Annotated in this window: 17 protein-coding genes; 2 read left to right on the top strand and 15 right to left on the bottom strand. The window is 60.4% G+C overall.

What is annotated here, in order from left to right; all coding sequences use genetic code 11:
- Positions 1-2 precede the first annotated feature (2 nt).
- Positions 3-869 carry an efflux RND transporter periplasmic adaptor subunit gene (locus tag AB4O11_RS13340; RefSeq protein ID WP_038357606.1) on the top strand — a complete coding sequence of 289 codons (867 nt, stop codon included), beginning with the start codon at positions 3-5 and terminating at the stop codon, positions 867-869.
- Positions 870-998: 129 nt separating this feature from the next.
- Here AB4O11_RS13340 and AB4O11_RS13345 read toward each other — a convergent pair whose 3' ends face one another.
- Both AB4O11_RS13345 and AB4O11_RS13350 read right to left on the bottom strand, forming a co-directional pair.
- The gene (locus AB4O11_RS13345; protein ID WP_460130870.1) at positions 999-1,397 is read right to left on the bottom strand and encodes a DUF4440 domain-containing protein; all 399 of its coding nucleotides are present in this window, start codon (positions 1,395-1,397) and stop codon (positions 999-1,001) included.
- Entirely contained in the window at positions 1,394-2,764 is a 1,371-nt protein-coding gene (locus AB4O11_RS13350; protein ID WP_460130872.1) for an MFS transporter, read from the bottom strand. The genes AB4O11_RS13345 and AB4O11_RS13350 overlap by 4 nt, the downstream gene beginning before the upstream one ends.
- 109 nt (positions 2,765-2,873) lie before the next feature.
- On the opposite strand from AB4O11_RS13350, the gene AB4O11_RS13355 reads away from it, so the two are divergent.
- Positions 2,874-3,755 (top strand): LysR family transcriptional regulator, encoded by an 882-nt coding sequence (locus AB4O11_RS13355; RefSeq protein WP_460130875.1) that lies wholly within the window; start codon positions 2,874-2,876, stop codon positions 3,753-3,755.
- 117 nt (positions 3,756-3,872) lie between these two features.
- Here the strand turns inward: AB4O11_RS13355 and AB4O11_RS13360 are convergent, their stop codons facing one another.
- The 13 genes from AB4O11_RS13360 to alg8 all read right to left on the bottom strand — a co-directional run bounded on the left by AB4O11_RS13360 (position 3,873) and on the right by alg8 (position 20,824).
- Entirely contained in the window at positions 3,873-4,697 is an 825-nt protein-coding gene (locus AB4O11_RS13360) for an SDR family oxidoreductase (RefSeq protein WP_414926646.1), read from the bottom strand.
- Between the two features lie 35 nt (positions 4,698-4,732).
- Complete coding sequence (locus AB4O11_RS13365) at positions 4,733-5,197, bottom strand: multidrug transporter (protein ID WP_122609540.1); 465 nt, start codon at positions 5,195-5,197, stop codon at positions 4,733-4,735.
- A gap of 267 nt (positions 5,198-5,464) precedes the next feature.
- Complete coding sequence (locus AB4O11_RS13370; protein ID WP_007914094.1) at positions 5,465-6,916, bottom strand: mannose-1-phosphate guanylyltransferase/mannose-6-phosphate isomerase; 1,452 nt, start codon at positions 6,914-6,916, stop codon at positions 5,465-5,467.
- A gap of 214 nt (positions 6,917-7,130) precedes the next feature.
- Positions 7,131-7,787 (bottom strand): alginate O-acetyltransferase AlgF, encoded by a 657-nt coding sequence (locus AB4O11_RS13375; protein ID WP_007914291.1) that lies wholly within the window; start codon positions 7,785-7,787, stop codon positions 7,131-7,133.
- Positions 7,788-7,801: 14 nt separating this feature from the next.
- On the bottom strand, positions 7,802-8,977 hold the full coding sequence (locus AB4O11_RS13380) for an alginate O-acetyltransferase (RefSeq protein ID WP_093436256.1): 1,176 nt from the start codon (positions 8,975-8,977) through the stop codon (positions 7,802-7,804).
- Between the two features lie 10 nt (positions 8,978-8,987).
- The gene (locus AB4O11_RS13385; RefSeq protein WP_093436261.1) at positions 8,988-10,553 is read right to left on the bottom strand and encodes an MBOAT family O-acyltransferase; all 1,566 of its coding nucleotides are present in this window, start codon (positions 10,551-10,553) and stop codon (positions 8,988-8,990) included.
- 383 nt (positions 10,554-10,936) lie between these two features.
- A complete protein-coding gene (locus AB4O11_RS13390; RefSeq protein WP_093436266.1) occupies positions 10,937-12,061 on the bottom strand; it encodes a mannuronate-specific alginate lyase in 1,125 nt (374 codons plus the stop codon).
- A gap of 8 nt (positions 12,062-12,069) precedes the next feature.
- Entirely contained in the window at positions 12,070-13,530 is a 1,461-nt protein-coding gene (locus AB4O11_RS13395) for an alginate O-acetyltransferase (RefSeq protein WP_038357618.1), read from the bottom strand.
- 10 nt (positions 13,531-13,540) lie between these two features.
- Complete coding sequence (algG, locus tag AB4O11_RS13400; RefSeq protein WP_460130880.1) at positions 13,541-15,112, bottom strand: mannuronan 5-epimerase AlgG; 1,572 nt, start codon at positions 15,110-15,112, stop codon at positions 13,541-13,543.
- Positions 15,113-15,138: 26 nt separating this feature from the next.
- Positions 15,139-16,620, bottom strand: a complete 1,482-nt coding sequence (locus AB4O11_RS13405; RefSeq protein ID WP_460089932.1) for an alginate export family protein — start codon at positions 16,618-16,620, stop codon at positions 15,139-15,141.
- A complete protein-coding gene (gene algK, locus AB4O11_RS13410) occupies positions 16,617-18,128 on the bottom strand; it encodes an alginate biosynthesis TPR repeat lipoprotein AlgK (protein ID WP_460130884.1) in 1,512 nt (503 codons plus the stop codon). Before algK ends, AB4O11_RS13405 begins: the two co-directional genes overlap by 4 nt.
- A gap of 9 nt (positions 18,129-18,137) precedes the next feature.
- Complete coding sequence (locus AB4O11_RS13415; RefSeq protein ID WP_007914303.1) at positions 18,138-19,307, bottom strand: alginate biosynthesis protein Alg44; 1,170 nt, start codon at positions 19,305-19,307, stop codon at positions 18,138-18,140.
- A 35-nt stretch (positions 19,308-19,342) separates the two neighbouring features.
- Complete coding sequence (gene alg8, locus AB4O11_RS13420) at positions 19,343-20,824, bottom strand: mannuronan synthase (RefSeq protein ID WP_007914304.1); 1,482 nt, start codon at positions 20,822-20,824, stop codon at positions 19,343-19,345.
- Positions 20,825-20,831 lie beyond the last annotated feature (7 nt).

Consider the following 20,831-nt stretch of genomic DNA (forward strand, 5'->3'; position numbering starts at 1 on the left):
CGATGAAAAAGTTTTTCAGCCTGCTCGCGACCTTGTTGGTGCTGGCCCTGGCGTTGTGGATCGGCCGCACGCTGTGGGAGCACTACATGAACACGCCGTGGACCCGCGATGGTCGTGTACGCGCCGACATCATCAACGTCGCCGCCGACGTCACCGGTGAAGTGATCGATGTACCGGTGCGCGACAACCAGTTAGTGAAGAAGGGCGATCTGCTCATGCAGATCGACCCTGAGCACTACCGCATCGCGGTGAAACAGGCGCAGTCGCTGGTCGCCTCGCGCAAGTCGACGTGGGAGATGCGCAAGGTCAATGCTCATCGCCGCGCCGACCTCGACAACCTGGTGATCTCCAAGGAAAACCGCGACGACGCCAGCAACATCGCCGACGCCGCCCTGGCCGATTACCAGCACGCGCAGGCGCAACTGGAAGCCGCCGAACTCAACCTCAAACGCACCGAAGTGCGCGCCGCCGTCGACGGCTACGTGACCAACCTCAATGTGCATCGCGGCGACTACGCGCGCATCGGCGAGGCGAAAATGGCCGTGGTCGACATGAATTCGTTCTGGGTTTACGGCTTCTTCGAAGAAACCAAACTGCCCCACGTCAAAGTCGGTGACAAGGCCGACATGCAGTTGATGAGCGGCGAAGTCTTGAAGGGCCACGTGGAGAGCATCTCGCGCGGCATTTATGACCGCGACAACCCGGAAAGCCGCGAGCTGATTGCCGATGTAAACCCGACGTTCAACTGGGTACGACTGGCGCAGCGGGTGCCGGTGCGCATTCACATTGATGAAGTGCCGGAAGGTGTGCTGCTGGCGGCGGGGATTACCTGCACGGTGGTAGTGAATCAGAGCGCTGTGGATAACTGATGAACCGAGTCGCTGCCATTCGCGAGCAAGCTCGCTCCCACATTGGATCTGCGGCGCAACCAGGATCCCTTGTGGGAGCGAGCTTGCTCGCGAAGAGGGCAGCTCGGTGTCTCAGAGAATGCCGAATCTTCAATCAGCACAAAACGTCTCCTGCAAATGCAGCCACAACACCCGCCCGGTTTCGAGTTTTTCAAACACCACGGTCGAACGCCGATCCGTGTGCACACCGCTCGCATCGCTCTGCTGTTCGCGGTAACTCACGGTCGCGCCGCGCTGATGCAAGGCAATCACACGTAACTCACTGAGCTGGATTCTGAAACCTTTCTTCTGTCCGCCTGCGGCTCGGAACAGCAGGCGCAAGGCATCGACATCCAGGGCTCGGCCCAACGGCGTCACCATGGAAAAGCGTGGCGAAAAACGCGCCAGCAAGCGCTGCAGCGCGGCGTCATCTTCTTCTACGGCAAACCATCGTTCGATGGCTTCGTGCGCCAGGATCACTTCGTCCAGGTAGGGCGTGGCGTCGTTCATGCAGTTTTTTCCTCAAGGGTAGTCGGGTTCAATAGCGCGAGCACGTGGGCCGAGTCGAAACGCAGGACGGCGACCATCGGCAACAGCGTGAGCAGCGCGGCAGCGATAAAGCAGGCTTGGAAACCAACACCGCCCAAGGCGCCCAGCAGTGAGCCGAGCAGCGCCGCCGCGAGGCAGAAACCGAGTTGGCGATTGATGTTCCACAGGGCACTGGAGTGGCCCATTTTTTCTGGCGCGATGCCAACAAAGGCCAAGGTCTGCGCGGTGACGCTGCACAGGCTACCGCCCAGCCCCATCAGGGCATAGGCGATGATCAGCGGCGTGCTGGCGGGTTGTTCGCTGCGCATCAGCAAAACGATGCCCAGGCTTTGCACGAGCATGCCGGCGCTGAGTAATGGCTTGGGGCCGAGGCGGTTAAAGCTGCGCTTGCCAAGCATGATCGCCACGCCCGAACCGACCGCCCACGGCAGCATCAGCGCACCGGTTTGTGCCGCGCTGACACCGAGGTTGTGCAGGTACAGCACGGCAATCATGTGGGTGCCGGTAAAAACTCCCGGCACGCACAGGTAAATCAGCATCGCCAGACGCATCGACGGGTTCTTGATCAGTTGCAGGTCGAGGATCGCGCCGGGTTTGCGCCAGCCATCGCGCAGGTAAATGCACAGGGTCAGAAGGCTCAGCAGCAGGGCAGCGATGCCGAGGTTACGGGTGTCGGCGTCGCTCAACAGACTGATGGCGATCAACAGTAAACTTAGCGCCGAGGCTGCCAGCAGCAGGCCGCGCGCGTCCAGCGTCGGGCGTTCAGTCAACGGTTGATCGGCTTTCAACCAGAGCAGGCCAAGCCCAAGTGCGAGCAGTGTCACCGGCAGATTCAGGTAAAAAATCCAGCGCCACGACAGCGCTTGAACGATCAGTCCACCGGCCGCCGGCGACAGTGCTGGCACCAGCAGCGCCACCAGCAACACCACTCCGGTGAAGTGCGCGCGTTGCGTCGCCGGGAACTGTCGATACGCCAAGGCCTGGCCCACCGGCAGCAGCAGTCCGCCACCGAGGCCTTGCAGCAGTCGCCAGGCAATCAGGCTTTCAATCGATCCCGCCTGCGCCACCAGTGCCGAGCCCACACCGAACAGCAGCAGCGAGGCGAGGATCAAGCGCCGCTCACCAACCCGTGTCGCCAGCCACACGCTCAATGGAATGATCAGCGTCAGGCCGAGCATGTAGGCGTTGCTGATCCACGCCAGTTGCGTCACCGAGGCGTGCAATTGTTGCGCGATGTCGGGGTAGGCGATGCTGGCGACGAACATGTTCAGCAGGTCGAGCGCGAAGCCCAACAAATACACCAGCGCGACTTTCGAGCGATAAGCCATGGCAGCTTCCCTGTGATGAGACGTGCAGGGTAGGGCGCTTCGGGTCATAGGAAAACGCTGGTTTGGCTGCTAGTTTGTCAAAATCATTTTGACAAGGAGTGCTTTGGATATGGTCAGTCTGGATCGGTTTGACACCTTCAAAGCGGTGGTCGAGGCGGGGTCACTCACGGCTGCTGCCGACACATTGGGGCAAACGCGCGCCGTGGTCAGTTTCAACCTCAAGCGCCTGGAGGAAGAACTGGGCGTGACCTTGCTCACCCGCAATACGCGGCAACTGGCGCTGACCGATGCCGGTGAGCGCTTTTATCGACGCTGTTTGCGCACATTGGATGAAGCGCGGCTGGCGATCGAAGAGGCGCGTTCGGAGCACGCTCAGCTTAAGGGCACCTTGCGCATCACCACGACTGTCGAGTTTGCTCTGGCCCAGGTGGTGCCGGCGCTGGAAGTGTTTCGCCAGCAGCAACCGCAACTGAATATTCATTTGTCCACATCATCGACCCATGCCGATCTGATTTCCGAGCGCTTTGACATGGCGATTCGGCTGGGACGCATGCACGACTCCAATCTGCGTGCGGTGCAGTTGTCGACGTTCGAAATATTTGCCGTGGCGGCGCCAGGGTTGGTCGAACGCTTCGCGCCGGTGGTCACGCTGGCCACGCTGGAGTCGATGCCGACGTTAGGGCATGGACGGGTGCCGGAACTGACCGTGACCGATCCGGCCGGTACAGAGCATTTCTACCAGCCGAAACCGGGAACCACCGCCATCGTCGCGGATAACTCGGCAACGCTGCGAGCCTTTGCATTGACCGGGCAAGGTGTGGCGATACTGCCGCAATGGTTGATTCAGGACGATCTCGATGCCGGGCGGTTGCAGCGTTTGCTGGTGGATTACCGGTTTGCGCAGCAGGGGGTGTACGCGCTGTACCCGGACACCCGGCATTTGCCGCTGAAAGTGCGGGCGTTCATTGATTTCATGAAGGGCTGGGCCTGAGTGTTTGAGGTGTATTTTCTGGCCTCTTCGCGAGCAAGCTCGCTCCCACAGGAGATCTTCGGTGTGACAGATAGCCAATGTGGGAGCGAGCTTGCTCGCGAAGGTGTCGACTCTAGTTCAGAGCTTTGCGCGCAATCCGAACCGCTTCATCAACGTCGATTCGAGCAAGCCCTTGGGCAACAACGCCGCCAACAACGGCAACGCCCGGCTGCCATTACCAATACGAACCAACCGTGGCGGTTTGCTCTGCTGCACAGCCTTCAACAGTTCAGCGGCAAACTCACTGGCCGGGGTCGGCTTGTCCTGCGACGCCTTGGCCCGCGCGCGAATGCCCTCACGCAGTGGAAACCACGGCGATTGTTCATTGATCAACTGTTCGGCTTCATGCCCGGCGTTCTTGGCAAAACTCGACTGGATTGCCCCCGGTTGAACCTCCATGACGCGAATGCCGAACGGTGCCAGTTCCATGCGCAAGGCATCGCTCAAAGCATGCACTGCCGCTTTCGAGGCGCAGTACGCACCGGCGAACGGTGTGACCAGAACCCCTGAAACGCTGCCGATATTCACCACCAGCCCCTTGGCCCGGCGCAGCACCGGGAACAGCGCGCGGGTGACGCCGACAATCGAAAACACGTTGGTTTCGAATTGACGCTGCATGGCCGCCACACCGCCGTCGAGCAGCGGTCCCATGGCGCCATAGCCGGCGTTGTTGATCAGCACATCGAGGCCGCCGTGTTGCTGGTTGATCCGCTCGGCGAGTTGTTCCAGCGCCGCATTGTCATTGACGTCGAGTTGCACGGCGGTGAACCCGGCTGCCGCCAGCACCGCCACGTCTTCAGTCTTGCGCGCACTGGCCCAGACCTCGAAACCGGTGGCTTTGAACGCGTCGGCGAGGGCACGGCCGATGCCGCTGGAACAACCGGTAATCAACGCAACGGGCATGGCGCATTCCTTGTGCAAAAGAGTGGGGAAGGGGATCAGTCGGAGAAACTGCCCTGCAAACGCTCGGCGCGAAACTCCAGGGTTTGCGGGCGATATCCGGGGCGCAGCGGTGGCAGGGGCAGACAGTCTTCCCATTCGCCACCGGCCTGCAATTCGCCGGGGCCGCGATAGCGTGGCGCGGTGTATTGGTTGTCGGCCAGATTGACCGTGTCGCCCGGCGCGTAGGCAGCGATGCGCCAGCGCAGTTCGGTCAGGGGCACGTCGTTGCCGTTCTTCATTTTCAGTTGCAGCGGACGATCGGCCGGGCATTGTTCGGGGGCGTAGGCAATACGCATCTCAAGGCGCGCCAGTTGCTTGATCTCGCGGTTGTCCAGCCACACCACCCACATGGCCACGAAACCCAGGCCAATCGCCGCCGCCACCGACACCGGCAGGGCCTTGGCCGGGTAGCGCAACAGCAGGATCAACCAGGTGATGACCAGCAGAATGCCGATGAACATGTCGCACAACCTCGAAAAGAGAGAGGGTCATCCTACCTAAGCGTAGGTGAGGTTGGCGATGGGCATCGGGACTTGCGGTGTCTGACCGGGCCTCTTCGCGAGCAGGCTCGCTCCCACAGGGGAGTGCATTTCAAGTGTGGGAGCGAGCCTGCTCGCGAAGAGGCCATTTCAGGCGACACAAAATCATGACAAAAAAAGCCCCCGCCCAACCCGCTGCGGATAGGGGACGCAGCGGGCTGGACGGGGGCTTCTTGTTTTATCGATCAGTTATTGCGCGATGGTTTTCACCGACACGCCGCGTTCGATCGGGGTGGAGCGGCCGTAGATATCTTCGAAGCGTTCGATATCGTCTTCACCCAGGTAGCTGCCCGATTGCACTTCGATAATTTCCAGCGGGATCTTGCCCGGGTTGCGCAGGCGGTGCACCGAGGCGATCGGGATGTAGGTCGACTGGTTTTCGCAGAGCAGGAACACGTTTTCATCGCAGGTCACTTCGGCGGTGCCGCTGACCACGATCCAGTGCTCGGCGCGGTGGTGGTGCATCTGCAGCGACAGGCATGCGCCCGGTTTCACCGAGATGTGCTTGACCTGGAAGCGCCCGCCCATGTCCACCGAGTCGTACGAACCCCACGGACGGTACACCTCGCAGTGGTTCTGGGTTTCGCTGCGGCCCTGTTCGTTGAGCGTGTTGACCATTTGCTTGACGCCCTGAACCTTGTCTTTGTGGGCGATCATCATGGCGTCTTTGGTCTCGACCACGACGATGTTTTCCAGACCGATCACCGACACCAGTTTGCCGTTGCCGTGGATCATGCAGTTCTTGCTGTCCTGAATGACCACGTCGCCTTTGGTGACGTTGCCGTTGGCGTCTTTCTCGTTGACTTCCCACAGCGACGACCAGCAACCGACATCGCTCCAGCCAGCGGTCAGCGGCACGACGCAGGCGCGCTGGGTTTTTTCCATGACGGAGTAGTCGATGGAGTTGTCCGGGCAGCAGGCGAAGGTGGCTTCGTCGAAGGTGATGGTGTCGGCGTCCTGCTGGCTGCGTTCGAGGGTCAGCAGGCAGGTGTCGTAGATGTCCGGGTCGTGCTTTTTCAGTTCTTCGAGGAAGCGGCTGGCGCGGAACAGGAACATGCCGCTGTTCCAGTAGTAACCGCCGGATTCGACGTACTCGGTGGCACGTTTCACGTCAGGTTTTTCGACGAAGTGCGAAACGCGGCTGACGCCTTCTGGCAGCAGCGAATCGCCGGTGGATTTGATGTAGCCGTAACCGGTTTCCGGTTTGGTCGCCGGTACGCCGAACAGGACCATTTCGCCGTTTTCGGCAGCGACGGTGGCCAGGGCCAGAGCACGTTGCAGGGCTTTCTGGTCTTCCAGTACGTGGTCGGCCGGCAGTACCAGCATCAGTTCGTCACGGCCTTCATTGACCAGCATCATCGCGGTCAGCGCTACGGCTGGCGCAGTGTTGCGGCCGAACGGCTCCATGAGAATGCGTTGGCATTCCAGTTTGCGATTGGCCAACTGCTCGTTGACGATGAAGCGGTGATCCTTGTTGCAGACCACGATCGGGGTGTCCATGCCTTCGAACACCAGGCGCTCGAGGGTCTGCTGGAACAGCGTGTGTTCGCCGGTCAGGGCGAGGAATTGCTTAGGGAACTGCTTACGCGAAAGCGGCCAGAGACGCGAACCGCTACCACCTGACAAGATCACCGGAATCATATTGTTTACTCCATAAAATCGATTGGTTAGAGGCACGAACGCTGTGTCGTTTCACTCTTGTTTTTGTCTCGTCCCCGAACTGACAACCCGATTCATTGTGGGAGCGAGCTTGCTCGCGAAGGCGGCGTATCAGTCGACACATCTGTTGAATGTCAGACCGCTTTCGCGAGCAAGCTCGCTCCCACAGGGGATATGTGTCAGTCAGGAAAAATGATTAGCGAGTCGATACCGGGCGTTTCACCCAGACTGGCGACAGGCTGCTGCCGCTGCCGGTGACGTACAGCACCGCCGCTTCACCGCGCTCAAGGGCGACCGGCTTCACGTCGCCGACTTTCTTGTCACCTTCGTACAGCGCCAGGCTGACTTTCACCGGGTTGATTTCACGTTCGCCACGGCCCTTGGCGGCCACGTTCGGCACCACGTCGGTCTTGCCGTCGGCAGTCTTCAGGGTCAGCGGCTTGTCGCTGAGGTTCTGTACGCGCACCAGGGATTTCTGCTTGTTCTTGAACGGCGGCTCTTCAATCAATTGCGGCGCGCCGGAAGCGTTGTTGACCAAGGTGTAGTAGTGGTCACCGGCGAGTTTCACCGGCAGGGTCTGGCTGCCAACTTTGGCGCTGTAATCACCGCCCGGCATGAAGCTGAAGTCACTGCTGGCCAGTGGCGCAACGTCGCTCAGGTTGGTGCTGCCGACAGTGGCGCTGACTTCAGCGTTGCTGGCGTTATAGACACGCACAAAGGTCGAGCCTTTCGGTGCGGTCGGGCCGTACAGCGCGGCGTCGCCACCGGCGAAGGCAGGCACGGAAAGCACGCTGAGGCCAGCAACCAGTGCGAAGCTTTTAGCGAGACGACGAGGAGTAGTAGTGAAAGTCATGGTGTACCTCTCTTTCAGTTTTGCGCCCGATCGGGCGTCTCGGATTTAGTGTTGATGGCTACGTTTTGTTGGCGAGCACCGGCTTGTTTAAGCTCTGCGACCCACTGCGGGTCGGCGTCGCCGATTTCGTTGTTCACAGGCAGATAACGTTCAGGAAACTCCCAGATCAGCACCTGTGGCGGGCTGTTCTTGAAGTCATCGCTTTTCAGGTAGCTGAGCATCGGCAGGATCGGGCCGTGGCCGTCTTCGGCGTAGCTCACCACGTCGCTGTGCAGCGCTTGTTTCAGCGCACCGACGAAGTTCCAGTTGGGGTTGGCGCTGTAGCTGGTGCCGACCAGTGCCACCGGCACTTCATTGCTGGCGAACAGCGCGTCGTCACCGGCAGGCTGATCGCCCGCTGCGACGGTATTGCGCTTTTGCAGCGGCTCTTGCGCCGGCATCAGGTTTTCGAACAGCGGATCGAGCGGCAGGAACAAGCGCAGATCGCCCTTGTGCGTAACCTTTTCGGCTGGCGTGGTGACAAAACGTTGCGGCTCGCCGCTGAGCGGGAACTTGTCAGCAATGGTTTTCGCCAGGGTGTTGGCGGCGATCTCGGCGCCTTCCGGCGTCCAGTGGGTGTCAGTCCGCAGGAACACTTGCTGACCGTTCTGCTTGGCCTGTTGCAATGGCTTGAGCAGGTCCGGGGCGAGGATCTTGTCGGCCGCCACACGTTGGTGGAAATCCTGATAGAGGTTTTCGTGGATGCTCGCCGGTTTCACTTCACCCAGATGCTCCGGGTACAGACGAACCTTGGCCGGCACGATCGCCATCACCAGTTTCACGCCTTTCGCTTTCAGGGTCTGGCGCACGCCTTCGACCAGCGCGTAGTTGCCTTGCAGGTTCAGCTCTTCGTTGACGATCGGGTTGAATTCCTCATCGCTGTACAACCACTGATCGCGACCGAGCACCACGCCCGGACGACCTTCGTTGAACAGTTTGAAATCCAGCGCGGCCCAGAGATTGGTGCCCAGACGCTTGATCGGGAATTCATCGTCGTAGTGGGTTTCCACAGCCTTGGTCCAGCGACCGTTGAGCACTGTAGCGTCGGCATTGGTGCTGAAACCGAAGAAGCTGCGAACCGACCACAAACCAAGGACCAACAGGGTCACCAGGAACAGGGCAATGTAGAAGATGCGTAATGAGCGGGTCATGTCAGATCCCTCAGAACTGGAAGTAAAGGAACGGCGAGAAGCTTTGCGCCGAGAGTTTGAGAATCGAGGCGATGAACAGCAGCAGGATCAAGCCCCGCATCACATAGCGCGACCAGTCCGCCGTCCAGTAAGCCGGTTGCACCTGGGCTTCGACGCCGACGGTGTAGCCAGGTTCATGGATGCTCGCCGGGTTTTCGCCGGGTGCGGCTTTGATCATTCCCGGGGTCGCGGTGGCAGGGCCGTTGGCCTCGACGTTGACTTCAGGCTTGGTCTTGGCTGGCGGCTGATTGGTGTACAGATCGCGCAGACCGAAGAACGCCAGCGTCACGTACGCCACGACCAGAGTCGCTACTTGCAGACCGGTGAGGCTGGCCTGATTGAGTTCCGACAGCGACCAGTCGCCAAAGCTGAACATTGCGCCGTACATACGGCCGGCAACGTGCAGGTTCTCGGCACGGAAGATCACCCAGCCCATGACCACCAGCAGGAAAGTCAGCGCCCAGCGGATCGGGTTGAGACTGCGTGGCGAGGTGTTCAGGCCCAGCGCTTTTTCAATCGCCAGCCACATGCCGTGCCAGGCGCCCCAGACGATGTAGGTGATGTTCGCGCCGTGCCACAGACCGCCGAGGAGCATGGTCAGGAACAGGTTGCGATAGGTCATCAGCGTGCCTTTACGGTTACCGCCGAGGGTGATGTACAGGTAGTCACGCAGCCAGGTCGACAGGCTGATGTGCCAGCGACGCCAGAACTCGGTGATCGACTGGCTGATGTACGGCTGTTTGAAGTTCTCCATGAAACGGAAACCCATCATCAATCCCAGACCAATGGCCATGTCGCTGTAACCGGAGAAGTCGAAATACAGCTGCGCGGTGTACGCCAGCGCGCCAAGCCAGGCATCGCCGGTGGTCGGGTTTTGCAGGGCGAAGCAATGGTCAGCGACCACCGCGAGGGTGTCAGCGATGAAGACCTTCTTGATGAAACCCTGCATGAACCGCGTGCAGCCCTCGGAGAACTTGTCGAGGGTGTGCGTGCGGTTGTTGAACTGGTCGGCGAGGTCGCGGAAACGCAACACCGGGCCGGCGATCAAGTGCGGGAAGATCGCTACGAATGCCGCGAAGTCGATCAGGTTGCGCGTGGCCGGGGTGTCGCCGCGATACACGTCGATGATGTAGCTGATCGACTCGAAGATGTAGAACGAGATACCGATCGGCAACAGCACGTGGGTGAGGATGAACGGCTCAAGACCGACCGAGGTCATCATCGCGTTGATGCTGTCGACACCGAAGTTGGCGTACTTGAAGTAGCCGAGGATGCACAGGTCAACCGCGACGCCAAGCAACAGCCAGCGCTGCGCCGGTTTGGTCCGCACACCAGCGGCACCGACTTTGAGGCCGATCCAGTAGTTCCACAGCGTGACGGCCGCGAACAGCGCGAGGAAGTCCACACGCCACCAGGCGTAGAACACGTAGCTGGCGATCAGCAGCAGCAGGTTGCGATAGCGTTGCCCGCTCAAGTAGTACAAGCCGAGAAAGATCGGCAAGAACAGAAACAGGAACACGTTGGATGAAAATACCATCCCGATCTCTCCATGTTTGAACCAACAGTCAAGGGCTAAAGCCCCCCCAAACCCCCCGTGGTCGTGGAGGGGTGAAACGGTGTTTCTGTCAGGGTTGTGCCGGGCCTTGAAAACTTGCCCTCACCCCCCCGCCCTCTCCCGGAGGGAGAGGGAGCCTGATCTCCATGGTTTTCAAAAATGGAGATCGACTCGGTATTTCTGTGCAGCCTGATCTCGATTGTTTTTCAACACCTGAGATCAACTCGGTATTTCTGTGCCGCCTGATCTCGGTTGTTTTTCAACACCTGAGACCGACTCGGTATTTCATTTCGGCGTAACTCGCACAGCCACCTCGGTCAGTCCCCTCTCCCTTTGGGAGAGGGTTAGGGTGAGGGGCTTTTGCTTTATGAGCCTTTGTTGCCCTTCTCATGCGACGGGTCGTAGACCTTGGTCAGATCCCCACCCAGGCGGAAAGTCTTGAACGGCTGCATGCCGTGCTTCTTCTCGATCACATCCGGCGCACAGGTGTAGAGCGTGCAAAACGGTTCGAGCCAGGCGAATTTCATGTCCTCTTTCAGATCGGTCATGTCCTGCTCTTTGCCGTTCTTCTTCTCGAACTCATCCGGGTCTTTCACCCCCGACAACACTCGATCACCGAGACGTTTCAGCGCGCCGTTGTTTTCCTGACGCAGATCGACACCGTTGACCTGGGCGAAACTGGCGATCATCGCCAGCGGCGGCAGGGCGTAGTTGTGATAGGCGAGAGCGCGTTGCTGACGCTTGAGTTCGTTCGGCAGGAAGCCGTCGGCATCGACTTGATTGACGCCAACCTTGTATTCCTTCACTGCCCAGTCAAACAGGTCGCGGCGGTTGGTCGCGACCGAAGTCGCCATCACCGACCAGGCGGCCCAGTACGAGTGGTTGTTGGTTTTTTCCAGCGGCAGGTTGTCCCAGTCGCTGACGACCTGATCGGCCATTTTGCTGAACCACGCCTCGATCAACTGCGCCTCCTGCTGATGCTGCGCCAGCGGGTGCGAGTCGGAGAACTTCAGACGAATGTACGAAGAGGCCATGCTGCCCAACGCCCATTTGCGCATCGACTTGCCGGTGTGGTTGAAGTCTTTCGACATCAACGCATCGGCCTTGGCCCACGCGGTCAGCCAATTGAGCGTGCAATCGAGCTGCTCCGGGCGACCGTCGCGCATGAACTGCATCACCCGTTTGGCGGTGCCGCGTTCCAGCGTGGTGATGTCTTTGGTGGTGTCGCGAAAGGCTTTTTCCGACTGCACGTTCAGCGTCGCGCGGGCCTTGTCCGAACCTTCGTATTTGCTGCGAAATTGCAGCGGCCCGGTGTACGGCGTCGGCATCGCATCGCAGCCTTCGCTTTTGTCACCGGTCTTGAATTTATCCACAGGCGCAAAATAGCCCTGAGGTGGACGCAGTGGCGCGGCGGCCTGCGCGGTGCCGGCGAAGATCGCCAGCCCGAGCAGCGTCGGCGCTAAAAGAGTTTTCAGTTTCGAGTTTCGCATAGCAGACCTCATTGCCCGACCTGAGCGGTTTGTTGCCCAGCGCCCGGGAATACGTTGCGTTTGCAGATTTTCGCTTCGACTTTCTGCGGCGCGGTGCCCGCTTCCGGGCCCTGGACTTCGACCGCCAGCAGGTTTTGCGAGGCCCAGTCTTCGTCCGTGCGCAGCTCAAAGGCGAAACGACCGTCGGTGTCGGAGGTTTCCGGTTTCTCGATCTTGATGTCCTCGTGGCGACCGTTCATGTACCAGAGGGTGGCTTGCAGGGTTTTCACCGAAGGGTCGGCGAAGCGGATGTCGACCTGATGGCTGCTGTTCTGCAGGTTCAGGTTCTTGCTGTTGACCAGCAGTTCTTGTTTGCTGCCCGGCTTGAGCGTGGTGCTCGCGGACATTTGCGCGTCTTTGCCTTCGCAGCCGTTGTCGAGAAGAGACATCATCTGGCGATAGATGGTTTCCTGGTCGAGGCGGTACAGCGGCGAGAATTCCCAGATGAGAATTTTCGGCGGGGTCTTCTGGAATTCGTCGCTGCCGAGGTACTGCAACATCGAACCTTCCAGACCACCGCCGGGGAAGGCGACGTTGAGAATGTCAGCGCCGATGGCTTCTTCGAGGAAGCCGGCGAAGTTGTAGTTCTTGCCGCTGTGCGAGGTGCCCACAAGGGTGATTTGCGGGTTGCCGGAATCACCGAACAGGTCGCCATCGCCAGCCTCACCTTTCGGCTCGGTGGTGAACTGGTCCATGTACTGGATCGCGTAGCTGGTGCCGCACAGTTGCCCGGCCATGTTGTGCAAGGTACCGGTCTTGCCCATGCGCCCGGAGCGCTTGGTTTCGAATTCACGCTTGGGAATGTCGGCGAAGGCCGGGATCTGCTTGACCTTCTCGGCAACGATTTTCGCCGTGCGCTGTGCGCCGTAAGGGGTCCAGTGCTGGTCGCCGCGGAAGTAGAAATCGTGGGCGGGCAGGGTGTCCGGCAGCGATTCGTTGGTCAGCGGCGACAGATCCGGCACCACGTAACCCATCTTGGCGAAACGGCCGAGCATGGTTTTGTAATTGCCCAGCGCTTTCTCGTAATCGAACGCGGCTTTTTCCTGCGGGTTGAGCTTGTTGCGGTTCACCAGGCCACGGGTCGGCTGGTAAACGATCACCAGCTCTACGCCTTTGGCTTTGAACGCATCGTGCAGCTGTTGCAGGCGTTTGTAGCCGGCCGGGGTGGTGTTGAACTCGGTGCGCAAATCTTCCTGAGTCCGGAACAGCCAGTCGCCTTGCGCCTGCACCAGGGTGGTGAAGTTTTGCTGATAACGCGTGGTGTAGTTCTTCGCGTCATGGGCGGCCGGGCACAGGTTGCAGCACGGTTCGGCGCTGAACTTCGGCGGTGTGGCAGCGGCGCCTTCATCGGCGCGCGCACCGTTGCTGGCCGCGAGAATGCCCACGGTCAGGGCCGACAGGCTGAGTAATTTGATCAAGTGTGGGTGCATAAAATTATCCTCAGTCCTGCATTTCGGTCTGGCGTTCGACAGGGTCGATCAGCACGGCTTTCTGCTGGCGCACCAGCAGGTCGAGAATTTCATCCTGGCGCTCGCCGAGGATGCCGTTGAAGCTGATGCCGCTGGATTTGGTCGGCGCCAGCATCGACACGCGATACAGCTCGACACTCAAAGGCGAATCGATCGACAGCGGGCCGCTGCCATTGGCTGCCAGTTCACCGCCAACGACGATCAGCGACACCTGTGCATCGAACGGGTCGAGCTTGATGTCACGGTCGGTGTCGGTGAGGTCTTTGATGTGGCCGTAGACACCGGTCAAACCGTTGGCCATGGCGACGTTTTCGTAGAGGCGGATGTTTACGCTGTTACGAATGCGGATGCCGTGGCGCTTGTTGCTGATGACCTTGTTGCCCCACAGCAGGTTGTCGGCAGACTCGTAGAGGGTGATGCCGTCGGTGTGGTTCTTGTAGATCTCGTTGTAGGCAATGATGTTGTTGACGCTGTTACGGTCGATCACCAGGCCCGAGAGGTGGTTGTCGAAGCTCTTGTTGTTGAAGATGAAGCTGTCGTTGACCTCACGGGAAATAATGATCCCGTGCTTCTTCTTCGTACCGTACACGGTGTTCTCGGCAATGATCAGACCGTGGGAACGGTCGTGCGGGTCGATGCCGTAGACGATGTTGTCTTTGTAGGTGTTGCCCTTGACCACGAAGTCGCGGGTCTCGTAGCAGTAGAAGCCGTACCACATGTCGGAGAACTCGGAACCGACGATCCAGCCGGTCGGTTCAGGACGCTTGAGCACCTTGGCCATGTTCGGCGTGTACTGGGAAATACTCACGCCGTAGGACTTACTGTTGGCGTAACCGAAACTGGCCATCTTGCTGTTGACGATGTAGGTCTCGGTGCCACCCCAGGCGAGCAGGAACGGACGGAATTCCTTCGGCGAACGGAAGGTCGCCGGGCCGTTGTCCTTTTCGCGCCAGCCGGTGACTTTGGTGTCACGCACAAACAGTTGGCCGTCGTTGACCAGGAACGAACCGGCCTCTTGCGACAGGCGCAGTTCCTGGGTCTGACCGTCGATTTCGAGGATGCCTTTACGGCCGACGACGATCGGCAGCTTCGACAGGTACACGCCCGGCGAGGTCTCGCTGAAGTACTGCTTGGGCAGTTTTTGCGCCAGGTCCTTGAGGTTCATGTAGCCGTCATCGACGAAGATCGCCTGGGGGATGCCGTGCTGACGCACCACCCATTCGGCCATCTTGTTGTCGCCGCCGATAAAGTCCTTCAGCGCGTCTTCCTGCATCATCCGGCGCACGCTGACTTTGCCTGCTTTGCTGCGGACGATTTTCGCCGCAGCGGCTTCGGCGGTGTAGCCGGAAATGTCCGGTAGTTTCGGCGCGGCCAGGTTCAGCGCCTCCGTCGGCGCGCTGCTGACGGTGTAGGTTTTTGCTTGCTGCAATTCCTTGGCAGTCGTCACCGGCTTGGCCGGTTCGACAGTGGCGAAGGCGCCAGCCGAGGCCAGCAACATCGCGCCGGCCAACAGGCTGAGCGAGCCTTTCCTTGCATGGTGCATGTCGGGCACTCCCTTGGCGGTTTGCATCAGAAGCGCCAGATCACGTCGATGAACGCGCGGTGCATGTACGAATCAACCTGCTTGCCGTAGGCATCGCCCGGTTTGAACACACCGCCACGGAAACGCACCAGGGCCGATGGCTCGTCGATCGACTGGCTCAGCGCCGCCGGCAACAGGCCTTGCTTGAAGTACTTGGTGACGACCAGGTCCATCTCCTGACCCAGATCCTTGTTGCCGTCTTCGAGCGGCAGCGAGGTGCTGGAGAGGATCGCGCCGGTGGCGTCGTCGGTGTTGTTTTCCACGGCGTTGATGCCGTTGCTGCCCACCGGCTTGTTGCCGTCGACACGCCAGAACTTGTGGTAGATCAGGCTGGCGTCGTACTCGTCGTTGACCATCCACGAACCGAACAGCGTTGCGGTTTGCATGTTGTTCATTTCGCCACGGAACGCTTCACCGAAACGGTGAACCCGCGAGCGGGTACCGGTGTAGTTGGAGCGGTTGCTCTCCAGACCGTTCTGTTCGTAATCGGCGCTGGCGCGGGCATAGGCACCGCCGACTTGCCATTGCGGATCGAGGCGCAGGCGTACGCCGATGTCGGTGGCCCAGCCGTTGACGTCATCACTGCGCTTGGCTTGTGCCGGACGCGAGCCATCGGCGTTCAAGGCGTTGACCGTATCGCGGTCGCCGCTCATGCCGGTGATGCTGCCCCAGTAGTTGACGGTGTTGGTGTTGCGCCAGTTGTAGGCGTCGCTGTCGGCGGTCAGGCCGAGCCAGCTGATGTCGCCGTTCTGGGTTTTATCCAGCGAATCGCGCGCTACGCCCGGCTCGGCGTAATCGAGTTTGCCGTCATCATGAGTGTGGTGACCGCGAATGCCGACCCAGTTGCCCGGCGTCCACTGATAGGCGGCATCGGCGTAGGCGTGCAGGCGATCCTTGTCTTTCGGCGCCAGCTCTTTGAGGTCGGTGCGGTATTCGCTGAAGCGTTCGGCGACACCGGCGTTGGCGCGCAACAGGGTGGTGTCGAAGGTCCAGTTCAGCGCTTCGATGTTGGTGTCGCGCCATTGGCCGTCGTCATTGCGCAGGCGCTGGCGACCGAACTTGAGCATCTCGCCCGGGTACGGGGTGAGGCCGCTGTAACCGACCCAGAACTCGCGCATCGCCAGGTAGTTTTTCTTGGTTTTGCGATCACTGTTGTCGGTGGCTTGTTCACCGTCGGATTGTTGCAGGGTGTCGGTTTCGATGATGTCGGTCGAGGTCACGGCCTGGCCCATGGCGTAGGCGCTCCACGCGCCGCTTTCGCCGTAGATCCACGGACGCAGGTCGAGGCCGACGCCGTTGACGTCACCGCCCTTGGCGGTGCCGAGGTCACGGTCGTCTTCGGACTGGCCGGTGACTTTCACTTCGAGGCCGAAGTTCTTGGTTTCAGTCATCGCGGCCAGTGTCGGGCAAGACCAGATCAGCGCGAACGAAAGGCCAATGCCGGCCTTCACGAATGGATTCAACTTCATAATTTTTCCTCGCCGTCTTCTTCTTGCAGGGCGTGCAGTTGCAGCGTGTTAGGGTTCAGAGCGCCACGGCTGGCTTGCTCTTGTTGCAGCAGACGCTGGGCTTCGGCCAGACGCTCGGGCGGCAGTTGCGCGGCGAGGGTGGTCGCCAGCTCATCGGCTTGCGGAGTGTTTTGTACCTTGGCCAATTGGCTGAACACGTAGGCGTTGAGCGGGTCGGGCTTGGTGCCCTTGCCTTGGGAGAACAGCTGGGCGATGGCGAAATCGGCGCTGTTCTGGCCGTTGCGCGCAGCGGTCAGCAGGTGGTCGAGGGCTTTCTGCGGATAGACCTTGCCGAGGTAGCCACGGCGATAGATCTGGCCGAGGTAGTAGTCGGCGGCGACTTCGCGGCCGACGGCTTTCTGGAAATGTTCTTCGGCGACTTTCGCGTCGGCCGGGACCAGTTTGCCTTCGTAGTAGAGCTTGCCCAGCAACAGCTCGGCGCGTGGCTGGTCGGCGGCGCGACCGTTGTCGAGGTACTTCATCATCTGATCGACGTCGCCCAGTTCCGGGTAGTCGTAGAGCAGTTGTGCGAGGGTCACCCACGACGCCGGGTAACCCGGAGCGATCGGCTCAAGCAACGACTGCGCGGTTTTCTCGTCAGTCTTGCCGAGGGTCGAATCGGCCAATACACGGGCCACGGAATCGACACGCTGCGCGGTGACCGTGCCACGGCTGTAACCGGCCTGCATCTGCTTGATCAGCTCGGCCTGTTGCTCTGGCTGGGCACGTTTCTGATAGACCGTGGCCAGTTCGACGTAGCAGATGTCGGTGGTGTTGAGCGCGGCTTTGCAGATCTTTTCCACGTCATCCAGGTGCTGGTCGTAGGTGCCTTGGGTGCGATACAGCAGCACCTGCGCCAGACCCGCTTCCGGGTAGCCGGATTTGCGCCACTGATCGATCTGCTGCTGGGCGTTGATGTTGGGGAAGCTGTGCGGGTATTGCAGGTACAGCATCGCCAGCGGGATCAACGTGTTGCCTTCGCCATTGGCGGCGGCTTTTTTCAGCAGGCTTTCGGCTTCGTGGTGCTCGGCTTCGGTGGAGCCCGGCTTGGCTACCAGCAGGCGACCGAGACGCGCCTGAGCGCGCGGCGAAACACTGGCGGCGGCGCGGTAAGTCGCTTCGGCCTGTTTCATTTGCGCCGGATCGCGGCTGTCGACCTGGATATCAGCGAGACCGACTTGCGCCTCGCTGTAACCGAGATCGGCCAGTTGCTGATAATTCTGCGCGGCGGTGGCGGTGTCGCCACGTTTGAGCGCTTCGTTGGCCAGACGCTGATCGGGCAGGCCGGCACAACCGGCCAGACTCACCGCCAATGCCAATGCGCACACTGAACCCATGTGGGAGCGAGCTTGCTCGCGAAAGCGGTGTGTCAGTCGGCACTGAGGCTGAATGTCAGAATGCATTCGCGAGCAAGCTCGCTCCCACAGGGTTTGTGGTGTGCTTGAGATGGGTGGAGTAGTCACAGGCATATCCTCGACTTAAAGACCGGCAGCCATGGCTTTGTCGATCAGCCAGTTCAGGTTCGGGCCACGGTCGCTGTTCACTTCCACCGGGCGGCCGGCCAAGCTGCTGTCGAGCGGCTCGTCAGGCTGGATCTGCACGCGGATGTCGGAGGACAGGTCGGCGCTTTTCAGGCTGGTGCTGCTGACGATCTTGCCGGTGCGGGTCTTGTCTTCGCCGGCGATCTGGAAGCTCACCGGGGTGCCCGGACGCACGTCGCCGAACTGGCGATAGGAGAAGCGCGCATCAACGGTGGCCTGGGTATTGCGCGGCACCAGTTGGAAGATCACATCGCCTTTGCTGGCGTATTGCCCGTCAGCCACCAGTTGCTGGGCCACGGTGCAATCGCATGGCGAGGTCAGGGTGCCGGTCATTTGCTTGCCGAACAGTTCTTCAACCTTGGCCGGGGACAGTTGATCTTCTTCGAGATGACCCTTGAGCACATCGAGCATGCTGGTGCTGAAGGTCGCCAGTGGCGCGCCTTTCGCTGCAACGCCGTCGGACTTGACCAGGCTCTGCACGGTGCCGTCGCGCGGCATGGTGATGTTCATCCCCGGTACGCTGACCAGACCGGCCTGCGCGTGGCTGACGAAGTACATGCCGTATACCGATTTGAAAATGAAGCCCGCCGCGACCAGGCCGACCGCGAAGATACCGGCGCTGAAGGTCACTGCTTTCAGGCGCCCGAACGGGGTCATGCCGGAGCCGCCGTCCTTGACCTTGCGTGCCTTGGTGAAGTTGTCGCGCTGCAGGGTCGCCAGCACTTCGCCGATGCTGACGATGTCGCCGGCCAGGTGCGAGGTGATCAAGTGGCGCAGGGTAGAAATATCCTGCGGTTCCAGATTCTGGAACTGGCAGCCGGCGCGGCCGGTCTGGCGGTCGAAGGAGCGCACCTGCAATTCAACGTCCATGGCGATGCCGAGGTTGTCGATGACGAATTGCAGACGCGCCTTGTACACCTGGCCAATGGTCAGCGGCAGTTGCCCGGCGTTGAACGCCAGACCACCGGCAGACAGGTCGATGACCCGCGCTTCGACCGGCGTCCGGTCAGGACCGAAGAAGCGCAGTTTGGCCGGGATTTTCACGCGGGCGTGTTGGCGCTGGGCTTCGGATTCATGCACTACGTTGGCGTTGACGGCGGTATTCATGGGGGCGATTTCCTTGTTAATTCAATAGGGGCGGGTCAGACCATCATCAGCAGCACGGCGACGAAAATGCTGCCGGCGGAGAAGGTCATGGTCCGAGACGACCAGGTGTTGAACCAACGTTGAAAGCTGGCGAGATCACGGGTCAGGGATGTGGGTTGGCGAGTCCAGGATTGTTGGTCGAGGCGGAAGAACACGTAGATCTTCACCAGCGCACCGACGATCTGGTTGTAATACAGAATCGCTGGGTAAGCCGGGCCGATGCGGTGACCGGAACACGACAACAGCAACGTCAGGATCAGGCGGGTGATGCCGATCCACAGCAGGTAGACCAGGATGAACGCGGTGCCGTATTTGAAGCTTGCGATGAGCGCCACGGTCAGGCCAAGCAAGGACGTCCACATCGACACGCGTTGGTCGAACAGCACCACCGAGGTGAAGGCGCCGAGGCGTTTCACGCCCAGGCCCAGTGCTCGCGAGTTCTGGCGCAGGTTGTTGCCGTACCAGCGGAACATCAGTTTGCGGCTGGCCTTGATGAAGCTCTTTTCCGGCGGGTGTTCAACGGTGTTGATCGCCGCGTCAGGCACGTAGAAGGTGTCGTAACCGAGGCGCATCAGGCTGAACCAGCTGGACTTGTCGTCGCCGGTCAAAAACTTGAAACGGCCCAGACGCCAGTGTTGCAGCGAGTCGCTTTCCACGTCGGCGATGAATTCCGGGTTGGTCACCACGGTGGCGCGAAACACCGACATACGACCGGTCATGGTCAGCACGCGCTTGGACAGGGCCATCGAGCACATGTTGATGTGGCGCTGGGCGAAACGCAGCTTGTGCCATTCGCTCATGATGTAGCCGCCGCGCACTTCGCAGAACTCGTTGGTGGTCAGGCCGCCGACGTTACCGAACAGCTGGAACCACGGCACGGTCTTGCGCACGGTGCCTTCGCCGAGCACGGTGTCGCCATCGATCACGGCCACCACGGCGCGGTCGTCCGGCAAGTGGCGGGAAATCGCGCGGAAACCATAGGCCAGGCCATCACGTTTGCCGGTACCGGGAATGCGCACGAAGTCGAGCTTCACGCGGTCTGGCGGATTCATTCGCGCCCACAGCGCCTTGACCAGCAGCTCATCGGACATTTCCACGATCGAGCAGACCACGGTGGTCGGCAGTTCGCAGTCGATGGCTTCGCGGATCACCGAGCTGTAGACCTGCGCCGTGGTCAGCGCGTCGATCCGGAAACTGGTAACCATCAGGAACACATGCGACGGGTCCGCCGCCTTACCCAGCTTGCGTACTTTGCGACGCAGGTGCGGGTAAACGATGTAGAGAAAAATCATGCCGCGCACAAAGTGCGTTGCACCCATCGAGTAGCGCCAGATACCCACGGCGCCAATCAGGAAAATGAAGTCCTTCGACTCGGAGTCGAATGTGGACGTGGGCAGCATCAAGGCCAGGCCCATCAGCAGACTGAGATAAAAAAGCCAGCCGGCTGATTGCAGAAAAAAATGTTTGAGCTTGCTCATCAGCGTC

The sequence above is a fragment of the Pseudomonas sp. H1_D05 genome (assembly GCF_054682705.1).